This is a genomic window from Paraburkholderia solisilvae (assembly GCF_902859875.1).
Classification (GTDB): domain Bacteria; phylum Pseudomonadota; class Gammaproteobacteria; order Burkholderiales; family Burkholderiaceae; genus Paraburkholderia; species Paraburkholderia solisilvae.
Map to the genome: position 1 here is coordinate 49,850 of NZ_CADIKF010000007.1, position 17,568 is coordinate 67,417.

At 61.2% G+C, this 17,568-nt stretch carries 14 protein-coding genes; 12 read left to right on the plus strand and 2 right to left on the minus strand.

Annotated elements, in window-relative coordinates; translation table 11 throughout:
* Positions 1-127: 127 nt before the first annotated feature.
* Both tssC and tssB read right to left on the minus strand, forming a co-directional pair.
* Positions 128-1,663 (minus strand): type VI secretion system contractile sheath large subunit, encoded by a 1,536-nt coding sequence (gene tssC / locus HV675_RS06485; RefSeq protein ID WP_175110051.1) that lies wholly within the window; start codon positions 1,661-1,663, stop codon positions 128-130.
* Positions 1,664-1,736: 73 nt separating this feature from the next.
* Entirely contained in the window at positions 1,737-2,252 is a 516-nt protein-coding gene (gene tssB / locus HV675_RS06490; RefSeq protein WP_175110139.1) for a type VI secretion system contractile sheath small subunit, read from the minus strand.
* Positions 2,253-2,770: 518 nt separating this feature from the next.
* Here tssB and tssK point away from each other — a divergent pair.
* From tssK to HV675_RS06550, 12 genes are all read left to right on the plus strand, one after another.
* The gene (gene tssK / locus HV675_RS06495; RefSeq protein ID WP_175110052.1) at positions 2,771-4,120 is read left to right on the plus strand and encodes a type VI secretion system baseplate subunit TssK; all 1,350 of its coding nucleotides are present in this window, start codon (positions 2,771-2,773) and stop codon (positions 4,118-4,120) included.
* An 8-nt stretch (positions 4,121-4,128) separates the two neighbouring features.
* Entirely contained in the window at positions 4,129-4,794 is a 666-nt protein-coding gene (locus HV675_RS06500; protein ID WP_175110053.1) for a DotU family type IV/VI secretion system protein, read from the plus strand.
* Entirely contained in the window at positions 4,794-6,536 is a 1,743-nt protein-coding gene (locus HV675_RS06505) for an OmpA family protein (RefSeq protein ID WP_175110054.1), read from the plus strand. The genes HV675_RS06500 and HV675_RS06505 overlap by 1 nt, the downstream gene beginning before the upstream one ends.
* Positions 6,537-6,639: 103 nt before the next feature.
* Positions 6,640-7,125, plus strand: a complete 486-nt coding sequence (locus HV675_RS06510; RefSeq protein WP_175110055.1) for an Hcp family type VI secretion system effector — start codon at positions 6,640-6,642, stop codon at positions 7,123-7,125.
* A gap of 150 nt (positions 7,126-7,275) precedes the next feature.
* Positions 7,276-9,990 (plus strand): type VI secretion system ATPase TssH, encoded by a 2,715-nt coding sequence (gene tssH, locus HV675_RS06515; RefSeq protein WP_175110056.1) that lies wholly within the window; start codon positions 7,276-7,278, stop codon positions 9,988-9,990.
* A gap of 34 nt (positions 9,991-10,024) precedes the next feature.
* Positions 10,025-10,456, plus strand: a complete 432-nt coding sequence (gene tssE / locus HV675_RS06520) for a type VI secretion system baseplate subunit TssE (protein WP_175110140.1) — start codon at positions 10,025-10,027, stop codon at positions 10,454-10,456.
* Positions 10,457-10,694: 238 nt separating this feature from the next.
* Positions 10,695-11,498 (plus strand): alpha/beta fold hydrolase, encoded by an 804-nt coding sequence (locus HV675_RS06525; protein WP_217478031.1) that lies wholly within the window; start codon positions 10,695-10,697, stop codon positions 11,496-11,498.
* A 126-nt stretch (positions 11,499-11,624) separates the two neighbouring features.
* Positions 11,625-12,779 (plus strand): methionine aminotransferase, encoded by a 1,155-nt coding sequence (locus tag HV675_RS06530; RefSeq protein WP_175110058.1) that lies wholly within the window; start codon positions 11,625-11,627, stop codon positions 12,777-12,779.
* Positions 12,780-13,381: 602 nt separating this feature from the next.
* Positions 13,382-14,524, plus strand: coding sequence for a porin (locus tag HV675_RS06535; protein WP_175110059.1), 1,143 nt, complete (start codon positions 13,382-13,384; stop codon positions 14,522-14,524).
* 226 nt (positions 14,525-14,750) lie between these two features.
* A complete protein-coding gene (gene hpxZ / locus HV675_RS06540) occupies positions 14,751-15,161 on the plus strand; it encodes an oxalurate catabolism protein HpxZ (RefSeq protein WP_175110060.1) in 411 nt (136 codons plus the stop codon).
* Between the two features lie 548 nt (positions 15,162-15,709).
* Positions 15,710-16,039 (plus strand): DUF4148 domain-containing protein, encoded by a 330-nt coding sequence (locus HV675_RS06545; RefSeq protein WP_175110061.1) that lies wholly within the window; start codon positions 15,710-15,712, stop codon positions 16,037-16,039.
* 499 nt (positions 16,040-16,538) lie between these two features.
* Entirely contained in the window at positions 16,539-17,456 is a 918-nt protein-coding gene (locus HV675_RS06550) for a pirin family protein (protein WP_175110062.1), read from the plus strand.
* Positions 17,457-17,568 lie beyond the last annotated feature (112 nt).

Here is a 17,568-nt window from a genome sequence, read left to right on the forward strand (position 1 = left end):
CAATCGCTGCGCGGTGCCCAAAACAAGCTTGGGCACCGCGCAGCGTCAAACCGTTAGTCAATGCAGTTGCTAACCGCGCACGTCACAAAGAGGCTCACGCAGGTCAGCACGCAGCCTTAACCGCGTCTTAACTCTTGGCCTTAGGCATCTGCGACACCAGCGATAGACCGATATCCATCCCCTCGATCTGGAAGTGCGGCACGATAAACAGCTTGATGCGGAAAAAGCCCGGGTTATCCTCGATATCCTCGACAATGACCTTAGCCTCGCGCAGCGGGTGCGACGACTGCAGCTCGTCACCCGGGTCCTTCATCTCGGTCACCAGCCCCTTGATCCACGTATTGAGCTCAAGCTCGAGCAGACGCCGGTCCTTGGTCGTGCCGATGTTCTCTCGCTGGATCAGCTTCAGATAATGAGCGATACGCGACAGCAGGAAAATGTACGGCAGACGCGCATTGATACGGCTGTTGGCCGTCGCCTCTTTGGTCTCATACAACACCGGCTTTTGCGCCGAATTAGCCGAGAAGAAGCACGCGAAGTCGTGATTCTTGTAGAACGACAGCGGGATAAAACCAAGGTTGGCAAATTCGAACTCGCGCGTCTCCGGAATCAGCACTTCCGTGGGAATTTTCGGCTGATAGCCGGTACCCAGGTCATAGAGGTGCAGCGGCAGATCCTCAACCTTGCCGCCAGCCTGCGGACCACGAATCTGCACGCACCAGCCGTTATCCATAAAGCTGCGCACCATGTTCGCAGCAAACGCGAACGACGCATTGACCCACAGATAGCGGTCGTGGTCCGGACCCTTGACGTCTTCCTGGTAATTAAACCCACGCACCGGCGTCGTGTCCGGGCCATACGGCAGACGGCCGAGCACCCGAGGCATCGTCAGCCCCACATAGCGGGCGTCGTCCGTATCGCGGAACGACTTCCATTTGATAAATTCCGCGCGGTCGAAGTAGTTGGCGATGTCCTGAATAGCCGCGACCTCTTCCATCGTCTCCTTGCCGAAGAACTTCGGCCCGACCGAGCCGATAAACGGCATATGAGCGGCCGCCGCCACCTTCGAGATGTTACGCAGCAGCGCGATATCCTGCGGCGAGTTGGTGAACTCGTAGTCGCTGATCAGCGCGCTGATCGGCTGACCGCCCGGCGTGTCGTATTCGTCAATGTACGTGTGCCGGTACAGTCCGCTCTGGATAATCTCAGGCGTGTCCTCGAAGTCGCGCATCAACGCTTCCTTCGACAGGTCGAGAAGTTCAATCCGCACGTTCCTGCGGAAGTCCGTACGGTCGATGTCGAACTTCGCCCCCCGCCAGCGTCCCTCGAGCGCCTGGAACTCGGGCGTATGCATCACGGCATCGAGCTGCCGGCTGATCTGTTCATCGAGCCGGCCAATATGGAAATCGAGCAGCGACTTGTCCAGACGATCAACCGGCTTGCTTGCGTCGACAACCAGATTCATAAAAACGCTCATCGCTCGCGCGAGACGCTCGTCGGCCGACGATTCCGACAGAAGATCGTTATCCTGGAAGGCCTCGAGCGGTCGAGCCGCACTAACGGGTTTCAGGTTGATCTTGTTGCACAGCGACTCGTAGACGCTGCTACTTTCAAGCACGACCGTCTCGGTCGCGCCGCCTTGCTGGGATTCGTTGCGTTCCATGGAATGTCCTATCGCTACATGTGTGCGGGATGCGGTCACAGCGGCCTTGGGCCTGCTGCCGGATTTGCCATCCTTAGGCATGACCTTCTGGCTGCGTCGCCGCCGTCGCGATCTGTGCAAGCTCGCCGCGTAGACGGTCGGAAAGCGCCGAATCCTTCAGGATCTTCTCGAACTCACGGCGAAACGTGCCGTTATCGAGCAGGTTCGATTTCAGGTCCCGCAACAGATTGCGCATTGCCAGCAGCGCCTGTAGTTCGGGAATCTGACGGGCCACCTGCTCGGGTTCAAAGTCCTTCATCGACTTGAAGCTGAGCGACACCGGCAACTCGGAACCATCGCCAGCGAGCGTGTTCTGCGCGGCAATTTTCAGTTGCGGGTTGAACTCACCCAGCACACTGTCGAAGTTCAGCTTGTTGATTTCGACCTTCTTGCGCTCCGCAAGCGAGCCCTGCGCCTTGCCGGCACTAAAGTCGCCCGCGATAAGCAGCTTGAGCGGGAGCTCCATGCGCTTTTGCGCGCCGCCCGTGTGCAGGTCAACCGAGATCTGAACTCTCGATTTGGGAATCTCTTTCTGGAAACTGTCTGCCATGCATCCCTCTAACGGTAGATGAACTCGAGCGTGCGCGGCGTGCATCAAACGATATTCGGCACAAGACTTCTCACGCGTATGACCAACCCTGTCTCACAGCCCGATATCGTCGTGCAACACTACTCAACACTTAAGCGAGGGATGCATTAGAAGCGGTAAACCCGTCATCCGTCAAATAGGAGTACGCCTAATAACGCGCCCGCAATTGCAAACAATTGTTAAATTAACCGATCGGCATCAAATCAATGTGCCGACATCAGTCGACGCCACAATTTCAAGAAAGAAATCCATCGAACTTGGCCCTCGCCAATACACGTAGATCGGTTTGACGACAACATTTTTTGTGAAAATCGTTCATAAGAGAATGTTAAAAATTGTCAATCCGAAATCCGTTTCTTTGTCTCTAAATATTGGTCTCGCTTTAAATAGAGATAGCTGACATTTTTTATAGACATTTCACCACCGACTATGGTTAAAATCCGTCCTCACAATCATTAGTCAAACTCACCAACTAAACCATGCGGACCTTCAAACCGCTGTGGCAGGAGGGGCTCGTCCTTGCCCAGCATCACTTCCAGCAGCAGGATCGCTGGTGGGGATTTGCACACCAGCAGTTCGCGCCGCTGGCAGTCGCCGAGCCTTGGGGCGTGCTGACCGTTGACGTCGACAGCAAAGCGCTCGAACTGGGTCGTCTGAAGCTCGCGGGGCTCAAGCTCCGGTTCCAGGACGGCACGCCGATCGACACATCGATTGCCGACGCACTGCCGCCCGCGCGCGATCTGGGACGAGACATTGCTCTCGACGTACAGAGCGTCGTCGTGCTGGCCGCCCTTCCACTTGTCAATGCGGAAGGGAACAACTGCAAGATGGAAGAAGAGACGCTCGCGCGTCCGCGGCGGTACTTTCGCGAGTATGTGCAGGTCCCGGATGTGAACGGCTCGCTCGATGTGGAGATGGCGGTCGAGCGTCACGCGGTGCGCCTGCTGTTCGACTTCGAATCGCACGCGGATGATGTCGTTTGCCCGATTGCGCGGCTTGTGCGGGGTACGCAGGGCGTCTTCGAGGTCGACCCCACGTATGTTCCGCCGTGCCTGACGCTTAGCGGCCACACGCGCCATGAGGATCGGGTCGCGCGGATGGCGGACATTCTGCTCGCAAAAGCGACGGCGCTAGCCGGCAGACGCAGTGAGCGTATCGACCAGGTTGCGGAATTCGGCGTGGCGGACGTGTCGCTTTTCTGGCTGATGCACTGCCTTCATACGCACTGGCCGGAGCTGCGCTTTTTTGCGAACCATCCCTATCAGCCGCCCGAGCGACTGTATAGCGTGCTTGCGCGCCTTACAGGGGCATTGATGACGTTCTCGACCCGCACGGCTCTCACCGACATTCCACCGTACGAGCACGCGCGTCAGGATGAAATCTTCGGGAAGCTCGAATCGTTGATTCGCGATCTGCTGGATGCGGTGATTCCATCGCGGGTGATCCCGATCGGTCTCACGAAGAAGACCCCGACAACGTGGGCCGGACAATTCGAGGACGAGCGACTGCTCGAAGGCGCCGACTACTACCTGTCGGTCAACGCGGCACTGCCGGCTTTCGATCTCGCTGAACAGATTCCCAGGCTCTGCAAGATCGGAGCGCCGGACGACATCGCGCACATTGTCAATTCGGCGCTTCCGGGCGTCCCCCTCAAGGCCGTGCAGCGCGTGCCGGCGGCCATTCCGGTACGCCTCGAAAACCAGTACTTCGCGCTCGACGCCAGCGATGCCGCGCACGCGCGAATGCTTGCGGCCCACGCTTGCCAGATCTATCTGCCGACGACGGTAGCGGATGCGTCCCTTGAACTGTATGCCGTGCTGACATCGTGAGCCCTTCGATGACGACACTCGCCCCGCTTCCCCTCGTCGCGCTGCTGCGGAACACGGCACTCGAGGTGTCCCTGCTTGCACAGGGTGCAACCACCATGGACGTTCCGCAGTTGAGGCAGCACTGCCTCGCGCTCGTCGCGGAATTCGACCGCGCACTCGAAGCGCGTCATGCCGCTGCGGACGTCCGGCACGACGCGCTTTACGCGCAATGCGGCTTGCTTGACGAAACTGTCCTCGTGCATCTGCCGGAAGCAAGCCGGTCGCAGTGGGAAGCGCAGCCGCTGCAGGTGGAGCGGTTCGGCAAGCACGACGCCGGCGAACATGTTTTCGACCGGCTATCTGAACGGATGCGCGAAGCACCACCCAATATCGATGTGCTGGAATGCTACGCAGCCGTGCTCAGGCTCGGATTCAAAGGGCGCTACGCACGTGAAGGCGAGTCGCAGCGTGTGGCCGTCATCAAGACACTAAGCGACCTTCTTGCACGGTCCGCGCCAAGCGGGGATGGTGGGTTTATTGTCGATGCGGCACGCACGCGCGCATTGGACTGGTTCTACCGGCTCTCGCCCTGGGCAATGGCGGGCGTTGCCTGCGCCGCTGCGGTGATCGTGTTTGTCGCCGTGGGACAGGCGCTCGATCTGCAGGTGTCGCATCTGCTCGCGGGGAAATCGTAATGTCCGCAGAGTCGGCATCCGCATCCGCGCCGGTTCATGGCGGCTATCGTTCCGGCTTCCCCTACCGGACACTGGTTGCGTTTGCGACCATTCTTGCGGTTTTCGTCGTGCTGGCGGTCGCACCGGTCGGGAAGGGACTCGCCTGGAGCCTGGCGGGGGCCGTGCTCGCGATCGGCGCCGCTTGGATCGCCTTGCGAACCTATAGTTTGCATCACCGCATGGAGCAGGACACCGTTGTGCTCGCGGCGCTAACCCGCGGCATGGCCGCGCTCCCTGAAAGCCTGCGCACACGAATGCCCGTCGTGCTCGTCACAGGCGACGGGCTGGATGCGATCTTCAATCGCGGCGCCGACAATGAGCGGCTCGCGCACGTGGGCGACGGAGCGATCTGGCTGCGCGTGGACGATCCCCAACGCCTCTCCCAGTTCAGCGTCGCCGTGCGACGCTGGCGCGATGGACGCGTGCCCGATGGTGTGGTGTTGACCGTCGCCCCAGCGTTATACCCGGACGATGACGTCCTGACACAAAGAATGCGCGTCACGCGCCAGGCGCTCAGCGACGCGTCGCGCATGCTCGGCACCCGTCTGCCCGCGTATATCGCGGTCTACCAGAGGCTGACGGCCAGTTCACGGGACGCGGACCATTCGCCTGCGTGGTTCGGCGTATCGTCGGCTGTGCCGGTCACAAGCGCGAGCCGGTTCGAATCCGTTATCCAGCGCGCGGAAGGTCTGGCGCGAAGTCCGGACGCGGATCGTTCCGTTGCCTGGCGTGCCGCCAGCCTGTCGGCGCTCGTCGACTGGACCCAACGGGCGATTGTCGGTCCGCTAAGCGATCGCCTGCAGCCGGCCGCGCCCTGCTCGCTGTACGGTGTGGGCTGGGTGGACTGCGGACCGGCGGACCAGAATCGCAGCGCCTGGGGCGCCGCCCTGCAGGCGCGTACGCAACTGACACCACCTTCCTTTAACGCGTCCCCGGCGCCGTGGCCGCTGCCGCAAGCGCTTATTCAGGCGCTGCCGCGGCGGCTCTGGAATTCACCGCGAGTTCGCGCGCTGGCTTACGCGCTGTTTATGGTGGGATGCGCAGCCGCTGTTGCGTTCTGGTTCTCCGGGCAAAACAACCGGACGGAGCTCACACAAGTGGGCGCACATCTGGGCCGGTTCTGGATGATTCCACCCACGCATGACGCGGCACGGCTTGACGCACTCAATGCGCTCGTGACGGATCGCGACCGGCTGCAGGAATACCAGCGCAGCGGCGTGCCGCTACGACTTTCGTTCGGCATGTACCGGGCCATCGCGTTGCTACCCGCGCTCAACCATGCGATTGCCTCGTATCAGCCGCCCCCTGCTCGGCCTGCGGTCGTAACGCTCGACAGCATGTCGCTATTCGATAGCGGACGCGCCCAGCTCAAGCCCGGCTCAACGCGTGCAATGGTCGGCGCCCTTGAATTGATCAAGGCACATCCGGACAAGCGGATTCTGGTTGCCGGCTACACGGACAACGTCGGCAATCCCGACAGCAATCTCAGGCTGTCGGTCGCGCGTGCCGGAGCAGTGCGCGACTGGCTCGTTGAGGTCTCCGGCCTGCCGGTCACGCGGTTCGCCATTCAGGGATACGGGCAAACACGGCCGGTTGCGGCTAACGACAACCCTGACGGGCGGGCAAAAAACCGGCGCGTCGAAATCACGCTCGTCCCCGATGTTCCCCATGTTCCCGATGGGACCGACGATCCAGGCGGTTGAACTCGCCGCGACGTTTTAGCCCCCGAAGCGAGCGCTTCGGGACAACTTGGCTCAGGGGCTCGCTCCGGGCGATGGTCGCAGTACCTGTAAAAGGAGTAGAAGAATGGCAATTCCGGCATATGCGTGGATCAAGGATGACGGCGGTGCGGACGTCAAGGGTTCGGTCACGGTCCAGGGGCGTGAAGGCAGCGTCGAAATCACCGCGTTCGATCACGGCGTCCACATTCCGACCGACGGCAACACCGGCAAACTCACAGGCACGCGCGTGCACAAGCCGATCACGCTGACCAAGGAAACGGATGCGTCGACGCCGTACCTGTACAAGGCGGTCACGAGCGGCCAGACGCTCAAGTCCGTCGAGGTCAAGTGGTACAAGATCGACGACGCGGGCAAGGAAAAGGAGTACTTCAACACGAAGCTCGACAACGTGAAGATCGTTGCCGTTCGACCGATGATGCTCGACATCAAGAACCCTGATTACGAAAAGCACAACCACCTTGAAGAGGTCGAGTTGCGCTACGAAACCATCACGTGGTCGTACAAGGACGGCAACATCATCCACAAGGACACGTGGAACGAGCGCTCCTGAGAGACCGTCTCAGGAAGCCGGTACAGGCCCGACTGATCTGCGTATCCGTTGTGTGCCGGCCTTCCTTTTCGCCAGTTCACGCCGTGAACTGGCGTTTTTTGTTACCGGCGGACCTCCCTCGCCGCCGCGCCCCCAGGACCGGGTACGAACATGACCATGCGCGACACCACACACCTGCTTCGCAAGCTCAATCCCCATTGCGCGAGCGCGCTCGAAGCCGCCGCGAATCTCTGCAATGCACGTCTGGCCGGCGAAATTACCCTTGAGCACTGGCTGCTCAAGCTGATCGAAGCAGGCGAAGGCGATATTCCCGCCATACTGCGCCGCTACGAGATCGACGCCGATGCCATATGGAATGCGCTGCTCGCGGCCATTGACCGTTTGCCTCGCGAACTGCGAGGCAAACCGTCCCTTTCCCGGCCGTTGGCGAGTGTGCTTGAAAACGCCTGGCTCCATGCTTCAGTCGGCGATTCCGCGCAGCCGATCCGCTCCGCGAACCTGCTGCAAGCGATTGCCGATGCGCCGCATGTGCTGCGCGCGACCGATGCCTGGCCGCTTCTGTCCGTGAGTTCGACCCAGATCCAGCGGCTGCTGCGCGAGTTGGACCGGCACTCGGTCGAGGGGATACAACGAGACGCTGAAGACACTGCGGGAAGCGAAGCACCGGCTTTGCCCCACACTGTTGCCGCGATGACAGAACGCGCGGCGCGTCCATCGTCGCCCGGCATCAACCGCGGTACAGACGGTGACGCCCTCGCCCGCTTCGCCATCGACCTGACTGAAAAAGCGCGGCGCGGCGATATCGACCCGGTCTTCGGCCGCGATCGCGAAATCCAGCAAATGGTCGACGTGCTCGCGCGTCGTCGCAAGAACAATCCGATTCTCGTCGGCGAGCCGGGTGTCGGAAAGACCGCGCTGGTCGAGGGGCTCGCGTTGCGCGTGGCCGAAGGCAGCGTGCCGAACGTGATGCGAGACGTGCGCATTCTGACGCTCGATCTCGGCCTGCTTCAGGCGGGCGCAGGCGTAAAAGGCGAATTCGAACAACGCCTGAAAAACGTGATTGATGAGGTACAGGCCTCGCCCGTGCCAATCCTGATTTTTATCGACGAAGCGCATACGCTGATCGGCGCAGGCAACGCCGCCGGCGGCGCCGACGCGGCGAATCTGCTGAAGCCGGCGCTCGCGCGAGGCGAGTTGCGCACGATCGCGGCGACCACATGGGCCGAGTACAAGCAATACTTCGAGCGCGACGCCGCGCTCGAGCGGCGCTTCCAGATCATCAAGGTCGAGGAACCGGACGACGATGCCGCGTGCCTGATGCTACGCGGACTGGCGAGCCGCTACGCGAAACATCACAACGTGCATATCCGCGGCGAAGCCATGACAGCCGCGGTCAAGCTGTCGCGTCGCTACATCCCTGCGCGTCAACTGCCGGACAAAGCAGTCGATCTGATCGACACGGCCGCCGCACGCGTGCGCATGGGGCTTGAATCGCCACCGCCGGACTTGCAGCGCGCGGCCGCAACGGTGGCCGCGCTGGAACTCGAGCTTGCCACCGTCGATTCTGATCGGCAGGTTGGTGTGCCTGGGCTCGCGGGTACGCGTGAGACGCTGAACGAAGCGCTCACCGCCGCGAGAGCGGAAAGCGAGCAGTTTCAGCAGCGCTACACGCGTGAACGGGAACTGGTCGGCGCGTTACTCGGCCATCGCGAAGCCGGCAGCGACGGCGCAACGCTCGAAGCCGTACAACGCAGTCTGTCGGATGCGCAGGGCACGACGCCGCTGATTTTCGCGGACGTCGACGCGCAGGCGATCGCGCGCGTGGTGTCCGAATGGACCGGGGTGCCCGTCGGCAACCTGGTCGAAGACGAACTGCGCAGTCTGCTTGCGATCGAACAGGGTCTGGCCCAGCGCGTCGTCGCGCAAGACGATGCGCTCGCTGCGCTCGCCGAGAGCCTGCGTACTGCCAAGGCAGGCCTGAAAGCCGAACACGCTCCGCTGGGTGTTTTCCTGCTGGCCGGCCCATCCGGAGTCGGCAAGACGGAAACGGCACTCGCGCTTGCCGACCTGCTGTTCGGAGGCGAATCGGCGCTGACCGTCATCAATATGTCGGAATACCAGGAAGCCCACACCGTCTCGCAACTCAAGGGGTCGCCGCCGGGCTATGTCGGCTACGGCAAGGGCGGCGTACTGACCGAAGCGGTGCGGCAACGACCGTACTGTGTGGTGCTGCTGGATGAAGTTGAAAAAGCGCACCGCGACGTGCTCGACCTCTTCTATCAGGTATTCGATCGCGGCACGATGCGCGACGGCGAGGGCCGCGAGATCGATTTCCGCAACTGCGTGATCCTGATGACGTCGAATCTCGGCAGCGCCGAGATCGACGAGGCGACGGCGGAACATCCCGCCCTCTCGCAACGCGAACTGCTTGACGCGATCCATCCACGGCTGGTCGCACACTTCCAGCCGGCGTTGCTGGCACGCTTCCAGACGCTGGTCTACCGCCCGCTCGAGGCGGCGGCGCTGGAGCGTATTGCAAAACTGAAGATCGGCAAGGTGGCCGAACGTCTGCGCAGACAGCACAACGTTACGCTGACGAGCGATGAGGCGCTCACTGCGTCCCTCGCGCAACTGTGTCTCGCGCGGGAGTCCGGTGCGCGCAACGTCGATGCGTTCCTGAACCAGCGGATTCTGCCTGCCGTATCGCGCGAACTGCTGGCGCGGATGGCCGATGGCCTGGCGCCCGCTGAGATTCGCCTGTCGATGTCCGCAGATGGCAATCTGATGATTGATTTTGTCGATCGGACCGATGGCAAACCCGACACGACGGGCATGCCGAACCACTGCGCTGAAGCAGCGATCTGAGCTCAATGCGATACCTGATGCGATACCTGATGTGATGACAACCGGCCCCTCTCTCTACGACATGCTGCTCGGCCATATCGACGGCGAGCCGCTCGACGCTCACGACGATAAAACGCTGGAAATCCTCAGCGTTCAGGCGAATATCCGGCGCATTCTGAACACGCGCGCCGGGGCACTGAAGCACGTGCCCGACTATGGGTTGCCTGATCTCACCGACGTGTACCGGAATCTTCCCGCCTCCGTCCACGACCTCCGAAACCAGATGGAGGCCACGCTGCTGAAGTTTGAACCGCGTATCCGCTCAATCGATGTCGAGATCGACGACAGCCCCGATCCTGGCCTGCTGGCCAGCTTCTGGATGACCTGTCACCTGAAGAAGGCTGGGCTCGTTCGTTTCGGTACCTACTTCGAACCGCCTGGGCGTATGCGAGTGGAACACATGCAGCGACCGAAACGGGACATGTGACGTCACACATGCATGTCGGGCAGCGCTCCCGGCGGGCCCCAGCGTTCGCCGGTCTCCCGGTTTTTGCGAAAAGCGCCGCGCTTTCGCATTCGCACGCGGCCATTCCGATGCGACGCTACCGCTTCGTCTCATCCAACTACACTTGTCTTGCCACCAGAAGGATAACTATTGACCTATCCTGCATGAGCCAGCCCCTCATTCTGCCCAGGACATGAACTCATCCTCTCAGCGTTCTTTCGTGACCACGTCCCACGGCCGCATTGCCGTCGAAGAGCAAGGACACGACGGTTTGCCCGTCCTGCTGATTCACGGCAATTCCTCCTGCCGCGGCGTATTTCGCAAACAATTGCAGAGCGCACTCGCGCACGGCCGCAGGCTGATCGCGTTCGATCTGCCCGGCCATGGCGGATCGGACAACGCGCCCGATCCGATCCGGAGCTACACGCGGCCCAGCATCGCGGATGCGGCAGTCGAACTGCTCGCGCAACTGCAGGTAAGCGAGGCCGTCGTGGTTGGCTGGTCGCTCGGCGGCCATATCGCGATCGACATGATTGCGCGCTTTCCTGGCTTGCGCGGTCTGATGATCATCGGAACGCCGCCCGTCGGGCGCGACAATATGGCGGCCGGGTTCACCGGCTTGCCGCACGCACGCGCCGCGAGCCGCGAGCAGTTGTCCGATGCGGAGATCGACGACTTCGTCGCGGCGATCTTCGGCGCATCGGCCGAGCCGTTTCTGCGCGACGCGGTCGTGCGGACCGACGGACGTTTTCGCAGCCGTCTGTTCGAAGCCATACGCACCGAAGCGGACTATACGGATCAGCGCGTGACGGTAAAGGAAAGCCGCGTGCCGCTCGCGGTGGTGAACGGAGACACCGATCGCATCGTCAAGCTCGACTACCTCGACACGCTCAGTTACGGAAATTTGTGGGAAGGGCGTTGCCATCGGCTCCCCGGCCTCGGGCATGCGTCATTCTGGGAAGACCCGACGCAATTCAACCCGCTGCTCGATCGATTTCTGCGTGACATCGAAAGCGGCCGGTAAAAGGTGCAAGCGGAAGGTGTAAGCGGTGGCGTGGATCGGCGTCGCGCCGGCCCCGGCGTTGTATGACGCATGGGCGACGATGCCGTATAGTTGCTCCACGCCCCCTCATTTGAATTTCCCGACCTCATGAAAAGCTCGCTGTCGATCGAAACCAAACTCCCTACTCACGGCGTTTCCGTCTTTTCACAGATTGCCGCACTGGCCGCCCGATACAACGCGGTGAACCTATGGCAAGGCGCCCCCAACTATTCACCCGATCAGACCTTGATTGATTCGGCTACCGAAGCAATGAAGGCCGGGTTCAATCAATATTCCGCGATGACCGGTGTGGCCACATTGCGCGAAGCATTGACAGAGAAGATCGCAACGCTCTATGGCACACGCTACGACCCGGAAACGGAAATCACGATTACCGCGGGCGGCAGCGAAGCCATTTACGCAACGATTGCCGCGCTCGTCAAGCAAGGCGACGAAGTGATTTTCTTCGAGCCCGCCTTCGAGGTCTACGAACCGGTTGTGCGACTGCAGGGCGCAAAGCCGGTGCCCATCCAGATACCGCTGGATCGGCTGAAAATCGATTGGAACGAGGTCGCCGCCGCCGTGACGCCGCGTACGCGCATGATCATCGTGAACACGCCGCACAATCCGACCGGTATCGTCATGGAGGATGAAGACATCGCCGCGCTTACCGCGATCACGCGCGATTCGAACATTATCGTTCTCGCGGATGAAGTCTATGAACACGTGATATTCGACGGCATGGAACATCGCAGCATGTGCCGATATCCGGAGCTGGCCGAGCGCAGCGTGGTCGTGTTCTCGCTGGGCAAGACCTATCATGTGACGGGCTGGAGAATCGGCTATTGCGTCGCGCCTGCGGACCTCACAAGCGAAATCCGGAAAATCCATCAGTATCTTGTGTTCAGCGCCCCCACTCCGCTTCAGGTCGCGGTCGCCAAGGAAGTCTCCCGACCGGAAAGTTACCAACGGCTGCGCGGCTTCTATGAGCAGAAACGCGACATTCTCACGCAAGCGCTATCCACCTCACGCTTCAAGCTGCGCCCAAGTCATGGCAGCTTCTTCGTGCTCGCGTCGTTCGATCATTTCTCCGATCTGAACGACTTCGACTTTGCAAAGCAACTGCTGGTCGAGAAAGGTGTCGGCACGATTCCGTTATCGGTCTTCTATGGCCACGGCGCCGAGACCGGCATGATCCGCTTGAGCTTCTGCAAGGATGACGAGACGCTAAGGGAAGGCGGCCGGCGACTGTCGACTCTATAAAATGTCGACCTGCGCACCGCCGCTTCGATTCCACGTGCCCCCGCTAGCGCCATTAGCCATGTCTACGGAAAAGCTGTCTTGAGCGTCGGCGTAACAATCTGACTCACGTCAATTCCGGTCGTCGCGTCGCATGCATGCCGTCGTGCGACGCGACCCCACCGTTCGCCAATCACACATACGCGTTCGATTCGCACGCACCCGTTGCCCGCTAAAACGAAGCGGCATGCGCACCACGTGTGCGCGAACGCACCCGTCTCTTCGCAGCATCCTTCGCATACGCGAAGCGTGGCGCCGCGCCGTACACCCACGCCTGGGAATAAATTCGTTGCGTGCACGAATCTGGTTACAGCGGCGCGAAGCGATTTTCAGCGATGCGGTACGCAACAATAGCATCGACGCATGCGGCACTTTCCCGGGCATCCTTGCTACATACCGCAAGCCGTCCGAAATGGAACCTGCGCAAGCCGACATTTCCATTCCAGCAATTTTAAATTTCCTGATGCGAGTATTTTCAAATCATTACATCGCATCGTACATTCGCCGCCAGTTATCGCGAGGGATCTGTTCCTTCACAGATTCCGACAACGGAGATAAGGAGACGAATGAAGAAGAGATACATCCTTGCATGTTCGGGCTTGCTCGCCACTCAAGTCGCCCATGCACAAAGTTCCGTGACCCTGTATGGCATTCTCGACGCGGGGTTCCAATACACCAATAACGTCGCCAACGGTGGCTCGCTGATTCGCCAGACGAGCGGCAACCTGAACGGCAGCCGCTTCGGGTTTCGCGGCAACGAAGATCTCGGCGGCGGCCTGAGCGCGCAATTCGTACTTGAAGGCGGTTTCGGCCTCAACAACGGCAAGTCCGCCCAGGACGGCCGATTGTTCGGCCGCCAGGCCTGGGTCGGCTTGAACAGCGACAAGTACGGCCGGATTTCGTTAGGCCGTCAATATGATGCCTTCACCGACACGCTGATACCGTTGTCAGCCACCTCGCTCGACTTCGCCGATACCGCGTTTGCGCACCCGTTCGACAACGACGACATGATTCACTCATTCCGTCTGAGCAACACGGCAAAGTATGTGAGCCCCGTGTATCACGGCCTGAAGCTCGAGGCGCAATACGCGTTTTCGAACAGCACGGACTTCGCCGTGAACCGGGCATACAGCGTCGGCCTCGCGTATAGCGGCGGTCCGCTGAGTGCCGGCATTGCGTACTTCCAGCTCAACGGCACGCAGAACACGACGATCAACAGTCCGGGAACGGTCGACATCAACGAGTCACAGGCGAACAACACGGCGGGCTTCGTGCTCGGCGCCGATGTTCAACGCGTGGCGGGCGCCGGCGTGAACTATGACTTCGGCAAGGCAAAGGTCGGTTTTGTCTACACGCACACGCAGTTCGAGGGCTCGACCTCGTTCGGCTCGCAGGGCGGCACGGTGCGCTTCGACAACTTCGAGCTCAACGGCAGGTACTATGTACTGCCACAGCTCGCGATCGGCGCCGAATACGTGTTTACGGATGGTCACGTGAACAAGACGGCGACGTTCGGTTCGTCGCCGAAGTGGAACCAGATTGGCCTGCAAACCGTGTACTACCTGTCCAAGCGCACGGATCTGTACGTCGAAGGCGTCTATCAGCACGTGAGCGGCCGTGGCTTTACCGCGTTCGTCTACAACTCGGGCGGCGCCTCGTCGACCAGCAACCAGGTAGTTGGCATCGCGGGGATGCGCGTGCATTTCTAACGGATAGCGAGCCGCGCACGCGCGTGTTGGAGCGCGCCTGCCGCGGCTGGCATTCGTCCGCCGTCGCCCTGGGAGCAGTGCGGCATAAGCGGCATGGAGGCAAACCACAGCGCAAAAAAACACCGGCTCGGGAATAAACGGGTCTCGCCAACTGTCATCACGAATGTTCGCCCGGCGCGTTGCATGCAACGCCGGTACGCCCTTCAATCAGCCACGGACTTTCGCGATGCAACTCAATCTGCCCCATGTCGTAGCCGAAGTTTCCGCCGCCTTTGCCGCCTACGAGCGCGCGCTCGCCGATCACGACAACTTCATGATCAATGCGCTTTTCTGGCAGCGTCCCGAAACCGTGCGTTATGGTCTTGCCGATATCCAGTACGGCGGCGAGCAGATTCGCGCGTTTCGTCGAACCTGCCCGCCGGTGCCGAAATCGCGGCGCCTGCAGCACACGGTCGTGTCGACGTTCGGCACCGATTTCGCCACGGTCAGCACCGAGTTCATCAGCATGGAGACCGATCAGGTCGGCCGCCAGATGCAAACCTGGGCCAAAGTCGGCCCCGACTCGCAGCCGGAGGCCGGTCTGCATGGAGAATGGCGCATCGTCGCCGCACATGTGAGCCTGATAGACAAGCCTTGAGTTTCAACGCGGCGCGCGGGTTCTTTCCGATAGAACCCGCGCGTGCGCATCACATCAGTCATGCGCGGTCCGTTGCATTCGCAACGACTTGCCATCGTACGGTGCGGTCCGCTCCCGCCAGTCGCGTCACGCTTGAGCGACACGTGCAACCTCAGGCCGATGTCAGCGCCGTATATCTACCCCATCGTCAATTCACATACACCTGGGTGCGCGCGCGCGAACGCGCCCGGCATGAGCCGCCGCCTGCATGTGCCTGCTTCCCGCATGATTGACGGGTCTGTCATTGCTCGCCTCACAGGCAATTCGATACAGACGCACCGGCCTCGGCTGCAGGGTGAGGTCAACCATGCGTCACCGGAATAGCGGGCGACCTCAGGTGTTTTAGGAATGCAACGCATCGTCAATGCGCCGGAATCGTGCCGCGATGGCATCGGTGTGATGACGTCGAGGCTATCGATCAATGCGTGTGAGCCCGCTAATCTGCATCCATCGTGTGGGTTCGATGCTGCCCCGCTTGATCCAATACATCCTTATAGGAGAACATCATAATGAAATTCGCTCGCGCAACCACCCTTCTTGCCGCTCTCTTCGCGATCGGCGCGCCGCTCGCGTCGCAAGCGCAAACCACCCACGCGCCGGTCACGCGCGCCGACGTGCAAGACGATCTCGTGCGTGTCGAGCAGGCCGGCTACGACCCGCATACCAACTCGCAGCGCTATCCGGCAGACGTTCAGGCCGCGGAGAGCAAGCTGTCTCCGCAGAACGCCGCCATCGGCAATAGCAGCTATGGTCCGGCGGCCGACGGTACGGCCGCGAGCGGCAACCGCGGCGGCATGCCGATCTCGGTGCAAACCGGCGGCCTCTATCAGCATCATTGATCGCACCGATAGCCCAAAACCGGCGCCAGTTCACCGGCGCCGGTTTTTTATTGGGTCGTCGATATTCTGCAACCCCGAGCATCGAGCGGGATCACGCGCGAACTGAACGCGCTTCACGCGCGTGCAGTTTGTCTGTCCTCGTCGCGCCCTTGCCTGCGGCTCGCATTGAATGTTCCTTACCAGACGTGGGTTCCGATGCGAATTACGCGATCCGCGTCGATCCTTTCTTTGCTTCGCCTACGCGGCAACGTCTTCGTAGGCGCGGTGTGCCGCGACGCGCGTGCGCATTGAGAATGCGTCAACCGGTATCGGCAGATTGCTGTCCGTTTCCGAATGTAATTCGCCAAATCACGCGGTTTCATTGCGATTTTCACAGAATAGAAGTCCGGGATCAGGTGTTTTGAAGCTGAACGGACTCGCGCATGGGTCAGTTGTGCCGCCCGATCTCCAATCACATCGCGCGGAAATCATTGATTAAACGTTTCGAACTGGAGGGCATATGGGGGCAACATCAAGAAAGACGGTATCGAACGCGCAGCCAACCCCCGCATTACAACCGGCTCGCACCATCTTCCTGCGCACGAAAGGTCGTACCGAAGGCCCGTTGACGCGCCTCGCCAGCCCATCCGACATCGGACAGTCGATCAAGCCGTTCGTGCTGGTCGATCGCTTCGTGCTGGAGGCGCAGGCGGCGTTCAACTTTCCGATGCATCCGCATTCGGGCATCGCCACGCTGACGGCGCTGCTCGACGGCAGCCTGCATATCGTCACCAGCAAAGGCAAGCCGCAGACGCTGACGCCGGGCGCCACCGAGTGGATGCAGGCGGGCCGCGGCACGTGGCACGGCGGCCCGGTCAGCACGACCGGTGTGGTGCGCGGCTATCAATTGTGGGTCGCGCTGCCGCCCGAACTGGAACTGGCTGAACCGTATGAGGCGTTTCTGCCGGCCGACCATATTCCCCTCGAAGGTCCCGCGCGCGTGCTGCTCGGGCAATTCAACGGCGTCGAAAGCCCGCTGCCCATCCCGCTCTCGTTGACCTATCTCCATGTCGAACTGAATGCCGGCGAACACTGGCGTTACGATCCGCCGCCAGGACACGAAGTGCTGTGGATCGCCGTGTATTCCGGGTCGCTCGACGCAGGCGAGCGGGTCGAAGCGGGCGAAATGGTCGTGTTCAACGCGTCGGAAAACGGCGTCGACTTCGTCGCGCACGACAACTGCGGTTTTATGCTCGGCTCCGCACAATGCAGTCCGTACGATCTCGTCGAAGGCTACTACTCGGTTCATACGAACGCCGCGGCGCTGCAGTTCGGCGAACTCGAAATCGCGCGTGTGGCCGCGCAGTTGCGCGCCGAGGGGCGGCTCGATGCGGCACAGGCGGAGTGCGTCGCGAAGAAAATCCGTTCGAGCGCGTGAATCGCTCGGGCGGCCGCGCCGCGCTCATCGCGGCCGCCTTCTGAACGCGTTTCAACCAGCATCCGTTCGGTTGCCGCGCATTCCCCGCTCGTTGCCGGCTGCGCCGCGCCAT

Excerpts from the sequence above, each read along its gene's own strand:
- tssC (WP_175110051.1), bottom strand. The coding sequence starts at position 1,663 with ATGGAACGCAACGAATCCCAGCAAGGCGGCGCGACCGAGACGGTCGTG.
- tssB (WP_175110139.1), bottom strand. The coding sequence starts at position 2,252 with ATGGCAGACAGTTTCCAGAAAGAGATTCCCAAATCGAGAGTTCAGATC.
- tssK (WP_175110052.1), top strand. The coding sequence starts at position 2,771 with ATGCGGACCTTCAAACCGCTGTGGCAGGAGGGGCTCGTCCTTGCCCAG.
- HV675_RS06500 (WP_175110053.1), top strand. The coding sequence starts at position 4,129 with ATGACGACACTCGCCCCGCTTCCCCTCGTCGCGCTGCTGCGGAACACG.
- HV675_RS06505 (WP_175110054.1), top strand. The coding sequence starts at position 4,794 with ATGTCCGCAGAGTCGGCATCCGCATCCGCGCCGGTTCATGGCGGCTAT.
- HV675_RS06510 (WP_175110055.1), top strand. The coding sequence starts at position 6,640 with ATGGCAATTCCGGCATATGCGTGGATCAAGGATGACGGCGGTGCGGAC.
- tssH (WP_175110056.1), top strand. The coding sequence starts at position 7,276 with ATGACCATGCGCGACACCACACACCTGCTTCGCAAGCTCAATCCCCAT.
- tssE (WP_175110140.1), top strand. The coding sequence starts at position 10,025 with ATGACAACCGGCCCCTCTCTCTACGACATGCTGCTCGGCCATATCGAC.
- HV675_RS06530 (WP_175110058.1), top strand. The coding sequence starts at position 11,625 with ATGAAAAGCTCGCTGTCGATCGAAACCAAACTCCCTACTCACGGCGTT.
- HV675_RS06535 (WP_175110059.1), top strand. The coding sequence starts at position 13,382 with ATGAAGAAGAGATACATCCTTGCATGTTCGGGCTTGCTCGCCACTCAA.
- hpxZ (WP_175110060.1), top strand. The coding sequence starts at position 14,751 with ATGCAACTCAATCTGCCCCATGTCGTAGCCGAAGTTTCCGCCGCCTTT.
- HV675_RS06545 (WP_175110061.1), top strand. The coding sequence starts at position 15,710 with ATGAAATTCGCTCGCGCAACCACCCTTCTTGCCGCTCTCTTCGCGATC.
- HV675_RS06550 (WP_175110062.1), top strand. The coding sequence starts at position 16,539 with ATGGGGGCAACATCAAGAAAGACGGTATCGAACGCGCAGCCAACCCCC.